The organism is Streptomyces sp. NPDC029014, from assembly GCF_055564695.1.
The window spans coordinates 1-18,511 of sequence record NZ_JBVHVT010000099.1; the positions used below are offsets into that span (position 1 = coordinate 1).

Consider the following 18,511-nt stretch of genomic DNA (forward strand, 5'->3'; position numbering starts at 1 on the left):
TTCTGCTGTGGCGCCGGTGGCGCGCGGATGTGGATGGAGGAGCGGATCGGCAAGCGCATCAACAACGAGCGCGTCGACGAGGCCCTGTCCCTCAATCCGGACATCGTCTCCACCGCCTGCCCCTTCTGCCTCGTCATGCTCACCGACTCCGTCAACGGCAAGAAGAACGAAGGCAAGGCCAAGGAATCCGTCCAGGTCGTCGACGTCGCCCAGCTCCTCCTGGAATCCGTCAAGGCCCCGGCCGACCCTGCCGGTGCGGGAGAGCAGGAGAGCGCACCCGAGCCGGAGCCGGTGCAGTAGGCAGCAGTCGGAGCTACGCCCGGTGGACCCACCGGGCGTAGCCCGTGGAGGGGGAAGAGGAGAGGATGCCCCGCGCCACCGAACGGTCGGAGCGGACCCGCAGCGGCTACGCGCAGGACTGGACCGTCTGGTCGAGGTTCTGCACCGAGACCGACCTGCCCCAACTGTCCGTGACGTCCGGCGCCCTGGTCCGGTTCGTCGAGTGGCTGTGGGTGCAGCCGGGCTGGAAGGAGGGCACCCGGGCGGCGCCGTCGACCATCGACCGCCGTATCTGGGGGACCGTGGCCACCGCCCGCAACGAGTTCGGAGTGGTGCTGGACAGGACCGTCGCGCGCAGCGCCCGAGAGCGGCTGAAGCAACTGGTGGAGGCGACCGCGGACGACGTCGAGACGCGCGGCCGCGGCCCGTGGCCCGTGGAGTGAGGGGTGGCGGACCCGCCCCCCGTGAGGGCCGCGTGACGGCCCGACGCCGCCGGCCCCGGCCAAGGCCCGCTGGGCGTCCGCGTCCGGCGTCATCCTCTACGAGGAGCCGGCCCGGCCCGTCAGCAGGAAGGACCGGATGCACGCGCTGAGCCGCTCCGGCTGGTCCTCGGGAACGAGGGTGTAGCTGTCCTCGATCTCGACGAGCTGGCCCTTGGGCAGCAGCCCGGCGAGTCTGCGCCCGTGCTCGGGCGGCATCACCCTGTCCTCGGCGGCCCACACCACGAGCGCGGGCCGGTCGAAGCCGCGCAATTTCTCGGCCCAGCCGAGCAGTTCGCTCCTGGGTGGCACGCCGAGCACGTACTTGCGCAGGTCGCGGCGGATCTCCTCGGAGGACCACAGCGGTTCGAACCAGGCTTCCATCACCTCGTGCGGGACCGGCCGCTTGCTCATCCAGCCCCAGGTCATGGGCAGTCGACGCATCGGCTTCCACTTCAGCAGCCTGAAGGCGAAGTTGATGCCGCCCGGCAGCCTCGCCGAGGTGAAGAGGTTCCTCCCGGGCACGCCCGGCGGGAAATTGTCGAAGGCCTCGCACGAGGTGATGACCAGGCGCCCGATCCGCTCGTCCCTGCCTTCGGCGACCAGGGCCTGCGCACCGCCCCAGTCGTTCATCACCAGCGTGACGTCCCGCAGGTCGAGCCGGTCGAGGAACTCCGCGACGAGCCGGGCCACGCCCACGATCGACAGGTCCGCGTCCGGTCTCATCGGCCGGCGGTGCCCACCCAGCGGCAACGTCGGTACCACGCAGCGGAACTGTGAACGCAGCGACGCCACCACGTTCCGCCACAGCGAGCCGTCCATCGCGACACCGTGCAGCAGGACCACGACCGGCCCCTCGCCGCCGGTGTCCTGGTACTCCACCGTGCCGGCCGAAAGGTCCACCTCAGCCATTCACACCTCCTGGAAGCCGTACGGGTCGGGCGGTCGCGAAGGGATGGCCGCTTCCCCGACGCAGCGCCAGAAGCCCAGTCGGGCGGCACGGTTGGCCGCCGGGCGGATGAGTCGGGGCAAGCGAAGCACCTCGGACTCGTTTCCGCCAGCAACAACCAGGCCAGGAAGGATCACTGCCCCCCGGGCGGTGCCGGGGCGGGAGGCCGGGTGTGTCGCGTTGACAAGATCTTGAGGCGGTCGTTCTAATGGGCGGCGTGGCGCGTGGCGCCGGCCAAAGAGAACTGGGCCGGCCGGCGATCGGGCGACCACCTGTCACGCCGGGAGCCTTCCCATGCGTTCTCTCTCCACAGGCACTGCCTGATCCGGGCGCTTCCGCGCGCCCTCCCCGGCTTCCTCCGGGCTGTTCCCACCGTCCCGCCGTCCCGTCGTACGGGCCGGGCCGGGCCGGGCCGGGCCGCGCGCGCAAGCGTCCTTCCTTCCCCTTCCGCACCGTCGTGCGCACGCCTGCATGCCCGCCCGCCATCAAGGGAGACCCAGCCCGTATGTCCTCGCACTTCAACCAGTCCGTCATCGACGAGTTCCGCGCCAACGAGGGGAAAGTCGGCGGCTACTTCGAGGGCGGCAACCTGTTGCTGCTCACCACCACCGGCGCCCGGTCGGGCGAGCAGCGGACCGTTCCGCTCGGCTACGTGCCCCATGAGGGCCGGCTGCTGGTCATCGGATCGAACATGGGCGGCCCCCGGCACCCGGACTGGTACCACAACCTCATGGCGCACCCGCTGGTCCGGGTGGAGGTCGGCGCCGAGAGCTTCGAGGCGGTCGCCGTGCCGGCCGAGGGCGAGCGCCGGGACCGCCTGTTCGCGCACGTGGTGGGCGTGGAGCCCGGCTACGGCGCGTACCAGGAGAACACCCCGCGGATCCTGCCCGTGGTGGTGCTGGAGCGCAACGACCCCGCACCCGGCGAGGGCCCGGCCGCGGTGCGCAGCCTCGCGGACAAGCTCCTCGAGGTGCACGTGTGGCTGCGCGGGCAGCTGCGGCACGTCGGCGCCGAGGTGGAGGCGTACTTCGCGGCCCTGCCCGCCCGCGGGAACGGGGGCGGGGCCGCCCCGCCGGCTCCCGGCCTGGGGCTGCAGATCCGCCAGCACTGCCTGGCGTTCTGCCAGGCGCTGGAGTTCCACCACGTCGGGGAGGAGTCCCACCTGTTCCCGGCGGTGGAGGCCGCCAACCCGCACCTGGCGGACGTCTTCGCGCGGCTGCGGGCCGAACACGTCACGGTCGCGCGGCTGCAGCAGGGGATCGGCGGCCTGCTCGCGGACATCGCCGGCGCGGACCCGGAGCGCTTCCGCCGGGAACTGGCCCGGATGGCGCAGGAGCTGAACGCGCACCTCGACCACGAGGAGGAGGCACTGCTGCCGCTGCTCGCCGGGATCCCGTTCCCGCCCGGCCCGCCGGCCGCCTGACCCGCAGCCGGCCCGCAGCCGACCCGGCTGCGGGCCGGTCAGCCGTTGCTGTTGAGGAAGCCGATCACGACGGCTCCCCACCAGCACACCTGGGAGACGACCGCGGTCACTCCGCCCCACACCAGTGCGCGGCGGCGGACCGTGCCGCCCGCGGCCTCCAGGCGCCGGCCGAGCAGTCCGGCCTGGAGGCCGTTGAGGGTGAGGACGAGGACGAGGCCCAGCTTGGCCAGGGTCAGCGGGGAGCCGAGGTCGGGCCGGAGCATCATGCCGCTCAGGACGAGCCCGGCCAGGCCGGCCCAGATCGGGACGTGCAGCCGCGCCGTGGCGCCGACGGCCTCCTCGAAGGAGCAGCGCCGGGTCGCCCAGAGCAGGCCGTGGTAGTCCGCGGACAGCACGGCGCCGAAGCCGAGGACGAGCGAGGCGAGGTGCGCGAAGAGCGCGGCGGAGTGCAGTGCCGGGTCCGTGTGGACGTGGGCCGAGCACCACAGGGTCGCGGCCAGCACGACCACGGCGCCCAGCGCGCCCGCCGCCACCGTCCACCAGGAGTCGTACAGGCGCACGGGACGGGACGGGAGGACCTGGGGGGCCGGGGCTGGGGGAGAGGCGACCGACGACAGCATGACAGGGGCTCCGGGGAGGGGTGGGTGCGAGGGCGGGGCCCGCACAGACCCCGAGGGAAGCGAGGTAAGGCTTACCTAAAAATCTGCCCGGGTCAATGTCGTACCGGAACCCGAGATGTGATCGTTCCCCGGGAGCTCGGGTCGGCTTGGCGGTCGGTTGCACCAAGGCTCCTACGGGGACGGGCGGTTCGCGCAGCAGCCGGTAAACGGAACGCATCTGAGGGGGTGTGGAGGGGGCTGCGGTGCCACGTCGACAAGTCCGACCTGCTCGGCCTGTCCTACGCGCTGCTGGGCCTCGGCCGGAGTCGGGATTGTGTCATCCGGCGGGTTCCCGGCGCGGCGCGCAGCCGATCGATAACGCGTCGACAAGGCCCTCCCCTAGCGTCATCGCAGACGAGAAAACTGCCGAGTTGTGGAGTCCGCGATGTCACGTACGGTCGGCGCGCCTTCCTTCGCCGTGATCCCCGGCGCCCAGGTGCACGAAGTCCTCGACGGCCGTGCGCCCGAAGTGGTGGGATTGATCGAATCCGCGTACCGGGTGCACGGAGAGGGCGACACCGTCAATCCGCCCTCCTATTTCCTGCGCTTCCCCGACCGGCCGAGAGCGCGCATCATCGCGCTGCCCGCTTCCCTCGGGGGAGCGGCCCCCGTCGACGGACTGAAGTGGATTTCCAGCTTCCCGGACAATGTGGCCGCCGGAATCCCGCGTGCCTCCGCGGTGCTGATCCTCAACGACCCCGCGACCGGATATCCGCTCGCCTGCCTGGAGTCCTCGATCATCAGCGCGGCCCGCACCGCCGCCTCCGCCGCGCTCGCCGCCGACCGGCTCAGCCCGGCCGGCCGCCGCCCCCGCCGGATCGGCTTCATCGGCGTCGGCCTGATCGCCCGCTACATCCACCAGTACCTGGCCGGCACCGGCTGGGAGTTCGACGGGATCGGCGTGCACGACCTGTCCGCCGAGCACGCCGCGGGCTTCGCCGGCTACCTGGACCGGACGGGCGAGCCGGCCCCGGTCACCGTCCACGACAGCGCCGAGAAGCTGATCCGCTCCAGCGACCTCGTCGTCTTCGCGACCGTCGCGGCCACCCCGCACGTCACCGACCCCGGCTGGTTCACCCACAACCCGCTGGTCCTCCACGTCTCCCTGCGCGACCTGTCGCCGGAGGTGATCCTCACCGGCTTCAACGTCGTCGACGACATCGAGCACTGCCTCAAGGCCGACACCTCCCCCCACCTCGCCGAGCAGCTCACCGGCGGCCGCGACTTCCTCGACGGGACCCTGTACGACGTCCTCGACGGCAGCCTCACCGTCCCCACGGACCGGCCGGTGTTCTTCTCCCCGTTCGGCCTGGGCGTCCTCGACCTCGCCGTCGGCCGGCACGTCTACGACACCCTCCGCGCCCAGGGCCGGCTGCCCATCGTCGAGGACTTCTTCCACGACATGCGCCGCTACGGCTGACCCCTCACCGGCACGGGCGCTGATCGCCTTTCGCGGTGCTGGCCACGGTGGTCCCGGGCCGGGTGGCCGTGTCCGGCCGCCCCCGCCGACGTCATCGGCTCGCGCCAGTAGCCAGCCCGCAACGGCCGCAGGGCCGGCCCCCGGTGGGGGCCGGCCCTCCGCGCGTGCGGCCGCCGCAGCGGGCGGTCAGGCGAGGACGGCGCCGCCGTCCTTGCGGTCCACCCGGCTGCGCCGGTGGTCCAGGTGCGCGTACACCCGGCGCAGCCAGCCGGTTGTCGACCACCGCGAGGTCGCCGACGCGCAACGCCGCCGCGGACATCGTCCGGACGAACGCCTCGCGCAGCTCGTCCAGGGCGGCCGCGGCCTCGTCGTCCAGCGGGTGCGTCGCCGCGAAGTCCACCAGGACGCCGGGGTCGGCCAGGTCGCCGACCAGCACCGGGTGGGCCGGCGTCACCGAGTCCAGGACGGCGAACGACGGCGGCTCGGTGAGGAACCGGGGCGCGTATCGGGGAGGTGCACAGTTTCCCCTCGCCCGTCGCGTCCTCGCGGACACGGGGCAGGCCCACGTAGTCGGCACGCGTTCCACGGAGCCGGGCACGTTCGGCGTCGTGCCGGAACCGGCGCAACAGGGTGAGCACCGGGCGCGGCAGCAGCGCGGAGGCGTCCCGGACCTATGGGAGAAAGGGCCTTCGGGGCCCCGTCGACAGGTATAGCGGAACGATAGTTGCCCCCACCATTCTCATGGGGCGGCTTCGTCTCCGGATCGTCCCGCCGAGGACGTGCGGGCCGTACGTCCGACACACGTCCGCCGGGGGAGAGAGAGGGGGGGATCCCATGGCATTACGCGAGGAAGGCACCACCGGCCCGGCGATGTCCGTGGCCGGCGCGATGGCCGCCCGGGGCGAGGCGCGCGTCTGGTGCTGGCGCCCGCCGGAGCACACCGCCCCGGCCGACCTGCCGCTGCTGGACACCGCGCAGTTCCGGCGCGCACTGTCCCGGCCCGCCGCACGGGACGCCGCCGCCTTCGTCCGCTCCCGCGCCGGCGCCCGCCGGGCCCCGGCCGGCCTGTTCGGCCTCGAACCCGTGGTGCTCGCCCTGGGCCGGCGCGCGTGCCCCGGCTGCGGGGACGCCGGCTCCGCGACAGGCGTCGACGCCGAGGAACTGGGGCCGGTGCGCGCGGCGGCCGCGACCGGCCCGGACCTGACCCCCGCCGAGCGGCGCCACCTCGCCGGCCTGCCGGCCGGTCCGGAACGGGACGCGGCCTCCCACCGCATCTGGACCCGCAAGGAGGCGGTGGTCAAGGCGGCGACCGGCCTCGGTCTGTCCGGCTCCGAACCGGGGCTGCTGCAAACCCGTCCGGCCCGCCCCGCCCCGCCCCGGCCCGGTACGGGTCCTCCCCACCCACCGCGGCCGGACCACCGCCTGGACCGTGGAGGACCTGGTCCTCGCCGAGGGCGTCGCGGTCGCCCTGGCCAGGCCGGCCGGCCCCGCCGCGCACGGCCCGGTGCACCGCCACCCGACCCCCTGACCCGCCGGCGACGGCGCCGGCCCCGCCCGCCCACAGCCCTCGGGCCCGAGCCCGTAGGCCCGCGCATCCCACCCGCTCGCAGCCGTACGCACTTCCCGCCCGCACCCCGACCCAGTGAAAGGCCGTCCCGCCATGACGATCGAGTCCTACTTCCCCGTGGAACAGTTGACCGCCGACCGGGCCGCCCCCGCGGCGCAAACAGCCCCCGACCCCGCGCCCGGCGCGTCCGGTTCGCCCGCCCGGCTGTTCGGCCTGACCCCCGAGGACCTCACCGCGTACTTCGCCCGGATCGCCGAGGCCGTCGAGCGCGACGACCCCGGTCCGGCGGCCCGCGGCGGCTGGGAGGAGCGGGAGCGGCTGCGCTTCTCCACCTGGGTCCGGCAGGTGTACGCCCACCCGCTCTCGCCGGCCGTGTTCGCGCTGCCCGTGGACCGCGTCATCCGCGGGGTCCAGCAGCGCGAGGCCGCCGAACTGGCCTTCCGCATCAACGTGGGCCGGGCCCGGGCGAAGGCCGCCAAGCCGTCCGCCGAGGTACGGGCGACGGCCGCCGTCGCGTCGGCCTGGGCGATCACCGCGGACGCGCTGTCCCGGTCCCCGCGGCCGCCGCGCGAGCGGGTCGTCGGTGACGTGTGGACCATCGTCCGGGAGACCATCGAGCCCGCCCTGCGGCCGCCGGGCTCGGCGTTCTCCCGCTCGCACGGCTCCTGGTGAGCGACGCCGCTGGGCCGGCCGGTCACCGCACCGCCGACGGCAGGACCGGCAGGGCCGGCAGGACCCGGCCGGCGCCCAGCTCACGGGTCGTCAGCGTGGCGGCCCGCAGCCTGACCAGGTCGTGAGAGCGGTACAGCGGCCGGCCCTGGGCGTCCAGCCCGGACAGCCCCAGCAGGGCGCGGTCCACCAGGGCGTCCAGCGCCGCCTCGGCGTCCTCCTGCGCGGTGCCGAGGACGAGGGTCGCGTACTGCGCGGGGAACGGCTCGCCGTTCCCGTCGGCGAGCCCCGTCAGCGCGGCCAGCTCCGGCCCGCTGAGCCGGCGCACCGAGTCCACGAGGGCCTCCCGCACGCGCACGTCACCGAAAGCCGGCTCAACCAGCCGGGTGTCCAGGGCGGCGAGCCGGGCCGCCAGCCGGGACACCGGCCAGTGCGCCCGGGTGGCGAGCCGGGCCCCGGCCACCGTCGGCGCCAGCGGCAGCCCGGCGCGGTGCGCCACCACGTCGTCGGCGGCGTCCGGCTCGGCCTCCAGCCGGTCCCGGCGGCGAGCGACGCCAGCAGTTCCAGCGTCTCGTCGTCGTCGACGGGCCCCATCGGGCGGGAGCGGCGCTCCGGGGGTCAGACGGGCAGACCGGTGGGTCCCTTGATCCGCTTCATGATGATCTGCGAGTTGACCTCGGTGACCCCGGACAGCGCGGTCAGCTTCTCGATCCACAGGCGCTCGTACGCGCGCAGGTCCGCGACCGCGATGCGCAGCAGGCAGCCCGGGCTGCCGAACAGCCGGTACGCCTCGATGACGTCGGGGATGTCCTGCAGGGCCGCCTCGAAGGCCTCCACGGCCTCGCGGTCCCGGCGCACCTCCACCGAGACCAGCACCTCGAAGCCCCGGCCGACCGCTTCCGGATCGATCACGGCCCGGTAGCCGCGGATCACGCCGTCCTGCTCCAGCTGGCGCACGCGGCGCATGCAGGGGGAGGGGGTCAGGCCCACGCGCTGGGCCAGCTCCTGGTTGCTGAGCCGGCCGTCGGCCTGGAGCTCGCGCAAGATTTCGCGGTCGATCGCATCCATCGCGCAATTATCACCCGAGCGGTGTCATGGAACGGGCAAAACCGGCAATCGAATTGCGGACCGGAGTCCCTATCATTGCTCTCTACAGCACATCTGTACGAGATGTCACCCGTATGTGAGGAAGGGCGGCCATGGGGCGGATCGTCGTCATCAGCACCGGCGGCACGATAGCCAGCCGCTGGCAGGGCTCCGGCTTCGCCGCGGACGCCGACGGACGCGAGGTCATGGCCACCGCGCCGCTGCCCGAGGACGTCACCGTCGAGGTCGTGGACCTGTTCAGCGTGAACAGCCCCCGGCTGACCACCGCCCACCAGCTGACGCTGCTGCGCACCGTGCACGAGGTCCTCGCCGACCCCGGCGTCGACGGCATCGTCGTCACCCACGGCACCGACACCCTCGAAGAGTCGGCCTTCCTCGTCGACCTGCACCACCACGACCCGCGCAGCGTCGTCTTCACCGGCGCCCAGCTGCCGATGGGCACCGCGGAGGGCGACGGCCCCGGCAACCTCTACGACGCCCTGCTCACCGCCGCCACGACCCGCGGCCTGGGCGTCCTCGTCTGCTTCGCCGGCCGCGTGCACGCCGCCCGCGGCACGGTCAAGACCCAGGCGGTCGCACTGGACGCCTTCGCCGACCCCTCGCGCGCCCTGCTCGGGAAGATCGGTTTCGGCAAGGTCACCGTGCTGCGCGAGCCCGTACGGCCGCAGGTGCTGCCGCTGCCCGCCATGCCCGAGCTGCCCCCGCGGGTGGACATGGTGATGCACCACGCGGACGGCGACCGGGCGCTCTTCGACGCCGCCGTCGCGGCCGGGGCGCGGGGCATCGTCCTCATCGGCACGGGCGCGGGCAACGCCACCCCGGAGATCGTGGAGGCCGTCGAGGCCGCCGTCGCGCGCGGCATCCTCGTCGCCCTGACCACGCGCGTCGCGGCCGGCCCGGTCACCGAGATCTACACCCACGGCGGAGCGGTCGACCTGGTCGCCGCGGGCGCCGTCCCGACGGGCACGCTGCGCGCCGGCCAGGCCCGCATCGCGGTCCTCTCGGCGCTCCTCGCCTCCGGGGACCCGGCGTCCCGCACCCGCATCCTCCGCGAAGCCCTCTCCCCGTCGGGCCCGGTCCTCGTCGACGCCTAGGAGTCCGCTGAAGATCTTGCTCTGACCGCCCGGCTCACCCTGGATTGCCAGCAAATGTCGATCGTCCTAAAGCGGCGCAAGTCGGGCGCGATTTCAAGATCTTCAGGACACTCCTAGGCGCACGGTGCGGCGGGGCACGGAGCTGCCCGGAGCCCCGGCCGCGGGCCGATGCGGCGGCGGGCGGCGGAGTCCGGCCGGGCCGGATCCGGGCCGCCTAGGATCGTCTGCAACGGCCCTACCGCTGCAGGGGGATGCATGGAGCCCGGGATCATCGGCACCCGACTGGCCTCGGCGGCCATCGGCCCGCTCGTCAAGAGGCTGTTCGTGGCGGAGGGCGGCGGGGCGGGGCTCGTCGACAAGCCGATCCGGATCTCAGGGTACGTGTCCTTCACGGGCGAGAGGCGCTCGCTCACCGAATCCGACCTGCGCACCCTGGCCGCGAAACTGGTCCGCCAGGCCCTGCGCACGGGCGGCGAGCGGCCCGTCGCCGCCGACGAGCAGCAGGCGGTCGCCGACGCCCTCGCCACCACCCTCCACGCCCTCGGCGACCTGACCCTGACCGACCTGGACGCGGTACGGCTGGGCGCCGCGGACTTCGCCAGGGAGCTGCGCCGCGCGGCCGGCCGGCCCGAAAGGCACCTCAGCGCCGACGCCACCCACTTCTACGAGCGCCTGCTCGACGCCGCGTGCCTGCACGTCCTGCACTTCTTCACGCAGCGCTCCACGTTCGTCGCGGGCGCGCTGGTCCAGCAGACGCGCGGCATCGCGGAACTGACCGCCAAGGTCGACGAGCTGATCCGCCGTGACCCGCTCCCGGGCGCCGAGGACGCGGCGTTCGAGCTGCAGTACCTGCCGTACCTGGCCAGGAGGCACGGCAAGCTGACGATCTACGGCATCGACCTCGGCAACTCGCCGACCCGGTGGCCGCTCGGCACGGCCTACCTGAGCCTCGAGGCGACCTCGACGGTGCGCGACCCGTCCGACTGGAAGGGCATGCGGAGCGGCCTGCGGCAGCTCTGCGACGGGCCGTCGGCCGAGCCGCCCCCCGCACCGGGGACGCAGACGCAGACGCAGACGCAGACGCAGACGGAGGTGGAGGCGGAGACGGCCCTGTCGGCCTCCTGGGCGCTCCGCGCCGGCCTCGCCCCGCAGCCGGCCGACCGGGCCCTGGCCCGCCACCACCGCGTCCTGCTGCGCGGCGAGGCCGGATCCGGCAAGACCACCCTCGTGCAGTGGCTCGCCGTCACCGCCGCCCGCCAGGAACCCGACCCGCAGCTCGCCCACCTGGAGGACCGCGTCCCGTTCGTCCTGCCGCTGCGGACCCTGACCCGCCACGGCGAGCGCCTCCCCGGCCCCCAGGGCTTCCTGACCGCCGCGGACTGCCCGCTCGGGGCGACGCAGCCCGACGGCTGGGCCCACCGCGTCCTGGCCGCCGGACGGGCACTGGTCCTCGTCGACGGCATCGACGAGGTCCCCGAGCGGGAGCGGGAACGGACCCGCCGCTGGCTGCGGGACCTCATGGACGCGTACGACGGCGACAACCGCTGGCTCGTCACCTCCCGCCCCTCGGCCGTGGGAGTGGACTGGCTCGCCGAGGACGGCTTCACCGAGCTGACCCTCTCGGCCATGACGCCCGCCGACGTCACCACCTTCATCAGGCGGTGGCACGACGCGGCCCGCGAAGGCGTCGAGGACACCGTGGTCCTCGACGGGTACGAGACCCAGCTGCTCGCCGCCGTACGCGCCAAGCCGGACCTGGGCCGCCTGGCCACCAATCCCTTGATGTGCGGGCTGCTCTGCGCCCTGCACCGGGACCGCCGCGGCTACCTTCCGCACGGCCGCAAGGACCTGTACGAGGCCGCGCTCTCCATGCTGGTCACCCGCCGCGACCGCGAGCGCGACGTGCACGGGCCCGACCTCAGGGAGGAACCGCAGCTCGAACTGCTCCAGCGCCTCGCCTACTGGCTCATCAGGAACGGCCGGACGGAGATGGACCGCTCCCAGGCGGAGGCCGTCATCGCCCGGGCCCTCCCCTCCGTTCCGGAAGCGGCGGCCCTGGGCGGGGCGCCCGCGGTCTTCGACCACTTCCTCCAGCGCAGCGGCCTCCTGCGCGAACCGGCCCCCGACACCGTGCACTTCGTCCACCGCACCTTCCAGGACTTCCTCGGTGCGCGAGCGGCCGTCGAGGAGGGCGACTTCGGACTGCTCACCGACCACGCCGACGACGACCAGTGGGAGGACGTGATCCGGATGGCGGTGGCGCTCGCCCGGCCCGGTGAACGCGCCACCGTCTTCCGCGACCTGCTCGACCGGGGGGACCGGTCCGCCGACCGGCGCACCCGGTCCCGGATCCACCTGCTCGCCGCAGCCTGCCTGGAGCACGCCACCACGCTCGCGCCCGAGGTGCGTGCGGAGGTGGAGCGGCGCATCGACGCGCTCGTCCCGCCGTCGGACCAGGAGCAGGCCCGCGCCCTGGCCGAGGTCGGCCCGCTGATCCTGGACCTGCTCCCCGGCCCCGACGGGCTCGGCGACGCGGAGGCGTACCACGTGGTGATCGCGGCCTCGCACGTGAAGTCGGAAGCCGCCGTCCCCTTCCTCGCCCGGTTCGCCGGCCACCCGTTCCAGCCGGTCCGCTCCCAACTCATGTGGGCCTGGTCGCGGTTCGACAGCGCAGCCTACGCCGACGAGGTCATCGCCCACCTCGATCCCACCGGTCTGCTCCACACCGTCAGGTCCGACGAGCAGCTCCACCACACGGAGCGCCTCGGTCTGCGGCCGGACGGCCTGGACGTCAGGAGCGGCGTGTCCGCCGGAGCCCTGGGGGCGTTCCTCGGCCGGTGCCGTCCCACGCACGTCGTGCTCGTCCGGGCCGGCGTGGCCGATCTGGGCTTCCTGGCCGGCCAGTCGGCGTTGCGGTCCCTCGCCCTGGCCGACTGCAGGGAGCTGACCGACCTGTCCGCGATCAGCGGCCTGCCGATCCGGAGCCTGAGCATCACGCACCCCCGGCCGGACCTGGACCTGGCCCCGGTTTCCGGACTGCCGGAGCTGCGGTCCCTCGACCTCGGAGGTCCCGCCGGCCTCCGCTGGTCCGCGGAGGGCCTTCCGGCGGACGCCCCGCTCACCGAGCTGGTGTTCTCGGGCGGGGTGGGTCCCGTGCACGGGCTCAAGGGCCTGGGCGTGCTGCGCGATCTCGTGCGCCTGGTGGCCAACGACGCGTTCAGCCCGGCCTCGGCCGCGGACTGGGAGGAGCTCGTGCCCCTGCCCCTCTTCGACCTCAGGGTGTCCGCCTCCTCGATCCGGGCCCTTCCGGCCGATGCGGTGCTGGCCGGGGTCGTGACGCTGGTCCTGACGGCAGGGAAGGGGGAAAAGGGGCTCCAGGCGGTCGTGCGGCGACTGCCGGCGGCCTTCCCCGGCCTTGAGGAGGTCCGCCTCGCCGGGGACGTCGGTGCGAAAGGGGAGATCGACGTCGGCCCGCTCGCCGTGCTGCCCGGCCTCCGGGTGGTCCGTGTGGAGATGGGCTCCGACCTCGTCCGCGGCGCCGATGTCCTGCCGCCGCACGTGCACCTGGACTGCGACCCGCCCGGCACCCGGTCCGGTCCCGCCTGAGGGGGGACCGGACGGGAGGAGGGGAAGGTCAGGCCGGCCCGAACGCCGACAGGATGCGGTCCGCCGCCAGGGTCGGGGTCAGGGAGCCCTCCCTGACGCGGGCCTCCAGAGCCGGGGCGAGTTCCCGTACGGCCGGGTCGGCGTGCAGGCGCTGGAGGAGTTCGTCGCGGACCATCGACCAGGTCCACTCCACCTGCTGCGCAGCCCGCTTCGCCGCCAGCCGCCCCCCGGCGTCCAGCAGCCGCCGGTGCTGTTCGAGCCGGTTCCACACCTCGTCCAGCCCGCTGGACTCCCGCGCGCTGCACGTCAGCACCGGCGGCGTCCACGCCGCATCGGCGGGGTGCATCAGCCGCAGCGCGCCGGACAGTTCGCGGGCGGCGGCCCGCGCGTCCCGCTCGTGCGGGCCGTCGGCCTTGTTCACGGCCAGGACGTCGGCGAGTTCGAGGACGCCCTTCTTGATGCCCTGGAGCTGGTCGCCCGTACGGGCCAGGGACAGCAGGAGGAAGGAGTCGACCATGCCCGCCACCGTCGTCTCCGACTGGCCGACCCCGACGGTCTCGACGAGGACGACGTCGTAGCCCGCCGCCTCCATCACGATCATCGATTCGCGGGTGGCCTTGGCGACCCCGCCGAGCGTTCCGGCCGAGGGGGAGGGGCGGACGAACGCGGCCGGGTCCACCGACAGCCGTTCCATCCGCGTCTTGTCGCCGAGGATGGACCCGCCCGTACGGGTGGAGGACGGGTCCACGGCGAGGACGGCCACCCGGTGGCCCAGCCCCGTCAGCATCGTGCCGAACGCGTCGATGAACGTGGACTTGCCGACGCCCGGCACGCCGCTGATGCCGATGCGCCGGGCCCGCCCCGCGTGCGGCAGGAGCTGCGTCAGCAGCGTCTGCGCCAGCACGCGGTGCGCGGGCAGGGTGGACTCGACGAGCGTGATCGCGCGTGCGACGAACGCGCGCCTGCCGTCGAGCACCCCCTTCGCGTAGGCCTCGATGTCGATCTTCGGCACCGGCCGCCGCCTACAGCTCGTGGCCCAGATCCGCGGCGAGCCGCGTCACCAGGTCGTGGGCCGCGTCCGGGATGACCGTGCCGGGCGGGAAGACCGCCGCGGCGCCCATCTCCAGCAGGGTCGGCACGTCGGCCGGCGGGATGACACCGCCCACCACGATCATGATGTCCTCGCGCCCCTCCTCCGCGAGCTGCTCGCGCAGCGCCGGGACGAGGGTCAGGTGGCCGGCCGCCAGCGACGACACGCCCACCACGTGGACGTCCGCCTCGACGGCCTGGCGGGCCACCTCCGCCGGGGTCTGGAACAGCGGGCCGACGTCGACGTCGAAGCCCAGGTCGGCGAAGGCGGTCGCGATCACCTTCTGGCCGCGGTCGTGCCCGTCCTGGCCCATCTTGGCGACCAGCACGCGCGGACGACGGCCTTCCGCCTCCTCGAACCGGTCGACGAGGGCCCGGGTGCGCTCCACGTTCGGGGACTCCCCTGCTTCGCTGCGGTACACACCGGAGATCGTACGGATCTGGCTGGCGTGCCGTCCGTACACCTTCTCCAGGGCGTCCGAGATCTCGCCCACGGTGGCCTTGGCCCGGGCCGCGTCGACGGCCAGGGCGAGCAGGTTGCCCTCCAGGCCCTGCCCGGCGCCCCGCTCGGCGGCGTTGGTCAGGGCGCGCAGCGCGTCCTGGGTGCGGGCCTCGTCGCGCTCCTCGCGCAGCCGCCGCAGCTTGTCGATCTGCTGCGCGCGCACCGACGAGTTGTCGACCTTGAGGACATCGATCTGCTCGTCGTTCTCGACGCGGTACTTGTTGACGCCGATCACCGGCTGCCGGCCGGAGTCGATGCGCGCCTGGGTGCGGGCCGCGGCCTCCTCCACGCGCAGCTTCGGGATGCCGGCGTCGATGGCCTGGGCCATGCCGCCGGCCGCCTCGACCTCCTGGATGTGCTGCCAGGCCCGGCGCGCCAGGTCGTACGTGAGCTTCTCGACGTACGCGCTGCCGCCCCACGGGTCGATGGACCGGCAGGTCCCGGACTCCTGCTGGAGCAGCAGCTGGGTGTTGCGGGCGATGCGCGCGGAGAAGTCCGTCGGCAGGGCGAGCGCCTCGTCGAGGGCGTTGGTGTGCAGCGACTGGGTGTGCCCCTGGGTCGCGGCCATCGCCTCGATGCAGGTCCGCGTCACGTTGTTGAAGACGTCCTGCGCGGTCAGCGACCAGCCGGAGGTCTGCGAATGGGTGCGCAGGGACAGCGACTTGGAGTTCTTCGGGTCGAACTGCTTGACCAGCTTCGCCCACAGCAGGCGGGCGGCGCGCAGCTTGGCGACTTCCATGAAGAAGTTCATGCCGATCGCCCAGAAGAACGACAGGCGCGGCGCGAACGCGTCCACGTCCAGGCCCGCCTCCCGGCCGGCCCGCAGGTACTCCACACCGTCCGCGAGCGTGTACGCCAGCTCCAGGTCCGCCGTCGCCCCGGCCTCCTGGATGTGGTATCCGGAGATCGAGATCGAGTTGTACCGCGGCATCTTCTGCGAGGTGAACGAGAAGATGTCCGAGATGATCCGCATCGACGGCTTCGGCGGATAGATGTAGGTGTTGCGGACCATGAACTCCTTGAGGATGTCGTTCTGGATGGTCCCGGCGAGCTTGTCGGGGGAGACGCCCTGCTCCTCGGCCGCCACGATGTAGAGGGCGAGGACGGGCAGCACCGCGCCGTTCATCGTCATCGACACCGACATCCGGTCCAGCGGGATCCCGTCGAACAGCTGCCGCATGTCGTAGATCGAGTCGATCGCCACGCCCGCCATGCCGACGTCGCCCGTCACGCGCGGGTGGTCGCTGTCGTAACCGCGGTGCGTCGGCAGGTCGAAGGCCACCGACAGGCCCTTCTGGCCGGCCGCGAGGTTGCGCCGGTAGAAGGCGTTCGACTCCTCGGCCGTGGAGAAGCCCGCGTACTGGCGGATCGTCCAGGGCTGGTTGACGTACATGGTCGGGTACGGGCCGCGCAGGTACGGGGCCATGCCCGGGTAGGTCCGGAGGAAGTCCACGCCCTCCAGGTCCCGCCCGGTGTACAGCGGCTGCACGCCGATGCCCTCGGGCGTCTCCCACACCAGGTCGCCCGGGGCGGTGCCGGTGGACTCCTTGACGGCGCTGCGCCACTGGTCCTCGGAGGCCGGGGCGGCGCCGCCCGTGCCGCGGAGCGGGAGGTCGGAGAAGTCGGGGATGCCGCTGCCGGTCGTGATGCCGCTCACGGGGCCACTCCCATCCGGTCGAGAACGGAGGACAGCACCGCGACGGCGTCGCAGCCGGCGTAGACGTACTCGTCGACGGCGTCGGCCGCCGTGCCGGGCCTGCCCGCGAGGAAGACGGTCGTCGCGCCCGCCGAGCGCAGGGCCGCGGCCACGGCCTCGGCCTGCTCCTCGTACAGCGCGTCGCTGGAGCACAGTACGGCCATGCCGTCGGCGCCGCTCGCCGCGTACGCCGCGGCGGCCGTCGCCGCGTCCACCGACACCGGGTCGTGGACCGGCTGGATGCCGCCCGCCTGGAACAGGTTGGAGGCGAACGTGGCGCGCGCGGTGTGCGCGGCCGCGGTGCCGAGCGCCGCGAGGAAGATCCGCGGCCGGGCGCCGGTCGCCGCCAGGTGGGCGTCGCTGCGGGCGCGCAGCGCCTCGTACGCCTCGTCGCGCCGGACCCGGGGCAGCCCGCCGGACGGGGCCTCGGGGGCGTTCTCGCGCTCGGGCAGCTGCTCGGTCAGCAGCGGGAACTCGCTGACGCCGGTGACGGGCTCGCGGCGCTTGGCCAGGCGCGCGGAGCGCTGCGCCCAGGTCGCGGCCAGACGGTCGGCGACCAGGCCCGAGCGCAGGGCGGCGGGCAGGCCGCCGGCCTTCTCGACGGTCTGGAAGAACTCCCAGGCGGCGTCGGCGAGTTCGTCGGTGAGCCGCTCGACGTAGTAAGAGCCGCCGGCCGGGTCGATGACGCGGGCCAGGTGCGACTCCTCCAGCAGGATCGAGGAGGTGTTGCGGGCGATGCGGCGCGCGAACGCGTCCGGCAGGCCCAGCTCGTGGTCGAAGGGGAGCACGGTGACCGCGTCCGCGCCGCCCACGCCCGCCGCCATGCAGGCGACGGTGGTGCGCAGCATGTTCACCCACGGGTCGCGGCGGGTCATCATCACCGGCGAGGTCACGGCGTGCTGGCGCTGGGCGCCCGCCTGTGGGGCCCCGCAGGCCTCGGCGACGCGGGCCCACAGCCGGCGCGCGGCCCGGAACTTGGCGATGGTCAGGAACTGGTCGGCGGTCGCCGCGTAGCGGAACTCCAGCTGGCCGAGGGCGGCCTCGACGCCGAGTCCGGCGCCGTCGAGGGCGCGCAGGTAGGCGACGCCGGTGGCCAACGACAGGCCCAGCTCCTCGGCGGCCGAGCCGCCCGCCTCGTGGTACGGCAGAACGTCCACGGACAGGGCGCGCACGCCCGGCCAGTGCGCGGCCGCCTCCTGGGCGAGGGCGACGGCCGGGGCGAGGTCGGACTCCTCGCCGGTACGGGCCTCGTGGCCCAGCGGGTCGGCGCCCAGGACGGCGCGGGCGGCCCCGGGAGTCACCCCGCGCTCGGCGTACAGGGCGAACAGGGCGCGGGCGGCCGCGGCGTACGCGGCGCCGGCGTCGAGGGAGACGGGCGCCAGGTCCAGGTACACCCCGTCCAGGGCCCGCCCCAGGGACTCCACGGGCAGGCCGTTTCGGCCCAGGCTCAGCCAGAGGGAGGTGACGCCGTTCTCCAGGTCGGCGAGGACGGCCTCGTTGACCCGGGCGGGGTCGGTACCGAGGTGCCGCTGCCGCACGTCCCAGCCGGAGGCGGACGTACCGGCGGGGCTGCCGCCGCGCACGAAGGGGGCGAATCCGGGGAAGCCGGTGTCGCCGGGCGTCTCGGGCGTTTCGGGCGCGGTGTACAGCGGGCGGGTGGTGAGCCCGTCCTCGAGCTTGGTGGACAACGCGTCTTCCGCGGCCTCGCCGGATACGTCCTTGCCGGACTTGCGCAGTACGCCTTCAACCAGGCGCTGCCACTGCTCATGTGTCGCGTCAGGGAACTCGGCGGCCAGGGAGAGCCCGTCGTCAGGCAGGACCGTCATGGCCCGAATGCTAGGGGGGTCACCTAGAGGAGGACCATAACCACCGGATGTGATCTCCCCCTCTCAGGTGAGGGGGGAGGGGGCACGGACGAGCAGGGAAGGTCCGGGGTGGGTACGGGTTGCGGGCCGGAAACGGGTCCGCGTCC

At 73.8% G+C, this 18,511-nt stretch carries 15 protein-coding genes and 1 pseudogene; 8 read left to right on the forward strand and 8 right to left on the reverse strand.

Annotated features, from left to right (window positions below; all coding sequences use genetic code 11):
- Positions 1 to 300: heterodisulfide reductase-related iron-sulfur binding cluster (locus ACZ4VL_RS35175; RefSeq protein ID WP_468208409.1), on the forward strand; the 300-nt coding region annotated here is incomplete at its 5' end.
- Positions 301 to 365: 65 nt separating this feature from the next.
- Positions 366 to 722: a hypothetical protein gene (locus ACZ4VL_RS35180; RefSeq protein WP_468208412.1), complete on the forward strand. Its 357-nt coding sequence runs from the start codon at positions 366 to 368 to the stop codon at positions 720 to 722.
- Between the two features lie 96 nt (positions 723 to 818).
- Here ACZ4VL_RS35180 and ACZ4VL_RS35185 read toward each other — a convergent pair whose 3' ends face one another.
- Positions 819 to 1,670, reverse strand: coding sequence for an alpha/beta fold hydrolase (locus ACZ4VL_RS35185; protein WP_468208415.1), 852 nt, complete (start codon positions 1,668 to 1,670; stop codon positions 819 to 821).
- Between the two features lie 542 nt (positions 1,671 to 2,212).
- Between ACZ4VL_RS35185 and ACZ4VL_RS35190 the strand changes: the two genes are divergently transcribed.
- Positions 2,213 to 3,130 carry a nitroreductase/quinone reductase family protein gene (locus tag ACZ4VL_RS35190; protein WP_468208417.1) on the forward strand — a complete coding sequence of 306 codons (918 nt, stop codon included), beginning with the start codon at positions 2,213 to 2,215 and terminating at the stop codon, positions 3,128 to 3,130.
- A gap of 38 nt (positions 3,131 to 3,168) precedes the next feature.
- Here the strand turns inward: ACZ4VL_RS35190 and ACZ4VL_RS35195 are convergent, their stop codons facing one another.
- Complete coding sequence (locus ACZ4VL_RS35195; protein ID WP_468208420.1) at positions 3,169 to 3,690, reverse strand: hypothetical protein; 522 nt, start codon at positions 3,688 to 3,690, stop codon at positions 3,169 to 3,171.
- Between the two features lie 484 nt (positions 3,691 to 4,174).
- On the opposite strand from ACZ4VL_RS35195, the gene sbnB reads away from it, so the two are divergent.
- Entirely contained in the window at positions 4,175 to 5,209 is a 1,035-nt protein-coding gene (sbnB, locus tag ACZ4VL_RS35200) for a 2,3-diaminopropionate biosynthesis protein SbnB (protein WP_468208423.1), read from the forward strand.
- A 91-nt stretch (positions 5,210 to 5,300) separates the two neighbouring features.
- Here sbnB and ACZ4VL_RS35205 read toward each other — a convergent pair whose 3' ends face one another.
- A complete protein-coding gene (locus ACZ4VL_RS35205; RefSeq protein ID WP_468208425.1) occupies positions 5,301 to 5,663 on the reverse strand; it encodes a hypothetical protein in 363 nt (120 codons plus the stop codon).
- 434 nt (positions 5,664 to 6,097) lie between these two features.
- Here ACZ4VL_RS35205 and ACZ4VL_RS35210 point away from each other — a divergent pair.
- Positions 6,098 to 6,475: pseudogene (locus ACZ4VL_RS35210) on the forward strand (4'-phosphopantetheinyl transferase family protein); the annotation flags it as partial.
- 394 nt (positions 6,476 to 6,869) lie between these two features.
- On the forward strand, positions 6,870 to 7,448 hold the full coding sequence (locus tag ACZ4VL_RS35215; RefSeq protein WP_468208427.1) for a hypothetical protein: 579 nt from the start codon (positions 6,870 to 6,872) through the stop codon (positions 7,446 to 7,448).
- A 22-nt stretch (positions 7,449 to 7,470) separates the two neighbouring features.
- On the opposite strand, the gene ACZ4VL_RS35220 is transcribed toward ACZ4VL_RS35215, so the two are convergent.
- Both ACZ4VL_RS35220 and ACZ4VL_RS35225 read right to left on the reverse strand, forming a co-directional pair.
- The gene (locus ACZ4VL_RS35220) at positions 7,471 to 7,947 is read right to left on the reverse strand and encodes a hypothetical protein (RefSeq protein WP_468208430.1); all 477 of its coding nucleotides are present in this window, start codon (positions 7,945 to 7,947) and stop codon (positions 7,471 to 7,473) included.
- Between the two features lie 116 nt (positions 7,948 to 8,063).
- Positions 8,064 to 8,513, reverse strand: coding sequence for an Lrp/AsnC family transcriptional regulator (locus ACZ4VL_RS35225; protein ID WP_360638911.1), 450 nt, complete (start codon positions 8,511 to 8,513; stop codon positions 8,064 to 8,066).
- A gap of 131 nt (positions 8,514 to 8,644) precedes the next feature.
- On the opposite strand from ACZ4VL_RS35225, the gene ACZ4VL_RS35230 reads away from it, so the two are divergent.
- Positions 8,645 to 9,646 carry an asparaginase gene (locus ACZ4VL_RS35230; protein ID WP_468208433.1) on the forward strand — a complete coding sequence of 334 codons (1,002 nt, stop codon included), beginning with the start codon at positions 8,645 to 8,647 and terminating at the stop codon, positions 9,644 to 9,646.
- Positions 9,647 to 9,901: 255 nt separating this feature from the next.
- A complete protein-coding gene (locus tag ACZ4VL_RS35235) occupies positions 9,902 to 13,252 on the forward strand; it encodes an NACHT domain-containing protein (protein WP_468208435.1) in 3,351 nt (1,116 codons plus the stop codon).
- Positions 13,253 to 13,280: 28 nt separating this feature from the next.
- Here ACZ4VL_RS35235 and meaB read toward each other — a convergent pair whose 3' ends face one another.
- From meaB to ACZ4VL_RS35250, 3 genes are read right to left on the reverse strand one after another with little or no spacing between them, the layout of a single operon-like run.
- Positions 13,281 to 14,264, reverse strand: a complete 984-nt coding sequence (gene meaB, locus ACZ4VL_RS35240) for a methylmalonyl Co-A mutase-associated GTPase MeaB (protein ID WP_468208438.1) — start codon at positions 14,262 to 14,264, stop codon at positions 13,281 to 13,283.
- A gap of 10 nt (positions 14,265 to 14,274) precedes the next feature.
- Entirely contained in the window at positions 14,275 to 16,500 is a 2,226-nt protein-coding gene (gene scpA, locus ACZ4VL_RS35245) for a methylmalonyl-CoA mutase (protein WP_468208440.1), read from the reverse strand.
- The gene (locus ACZ4VL_RS35250; RefSeq protein WP_468208443.1) at positions 16,497 to 18,365 is read right to left on the reverse strand and encodes a methylmalonyl-CoA mutase subunit beta; all 1,869 of its coding nucleotides are present in this window, start codon (positions 18,363 to 18,365) and stop codon (positions 16,497 to 16,499) included. The genes scpA and ACZ4VL_RS35250 overlap by 4 nt, the downstream gene beginning before the upstream one ends.
- Positions 18,366 to 18,511 lie beyond the last annotated feature (146 nt).

What these genes read in the sequence shown, in the direction of transcription:
- ACZ4VL_RS35180 (WP_468208412.1), top strand. Translation starts at nt 366, where the DNA reads ATGCCCCGCGCCACCGAACGGTCGGAGCGGACCCGCAGCGGCTACGCG.
- ACZ4VL_RS35185 (WP_468208415.1), bottom strand. Translation starts at nt 1,670, where the DNA reads ATGGCTGAGGTGGACCTTTCGGCCGGCACGGTGGAGTACCAGGACACC.
- ACZ4VL_RS35190 (WP_468208417.1), top strand. Translation starts at nt 2,213, where the DNA reads ATGTCCTCGCACTTCAACCAGTCCGTCATCGACGAGTTCCGCGCCAAC.
- sbnB (WP_468208423.1), top strand. Translation starts at nt 4,175, where the DNA reads ATGTCACGTACGGTCGGCGCGCCTTCCTTCGCCGTGATCCCCGGCGCC.
- ACZ4VL_RS35215 (WP_468208427.1), top strand. Translation starts at nt 6,870, where the DNA reads ATGACGATCGAGTCCTACTTCCCCGTGGAACAGTTGACCGCCGACCGG.
- ACZ4VL_RS35225 (WP_360638911.1), bottom strand. Translation starts at nt 8,513, where the DNA reads ATGGATGCGATCGACCGCGAAATCTTGCGCGAGCTCCAGGCCGACGGC.
- ACZ4VL_RS35230 (WP_468208433.1), top strand. Translation starts at nt 8,645, where the DNA reads ATGGGGCGGATCGTCGTCATCAGCACCGGCGGCACGATAGCCAGCCGC.
- ACZ4VL_RS35235 (WP_468208435.1), top strand. Translation starts at nt 9,902, where the DNA reads ATGGAGCCCGGGATCATCGGCACCCGACTGGCCTCGGCGGCCATCGGC.
- ACZ4VL_RS35250 (WP_468208443.1), bottom strand. Translation starts at nt 18,365, where the DNA reads ATGACGGTCCTGCCTGACGACGGGCTCTCCCTGGCCGCCGAGTTCCCT.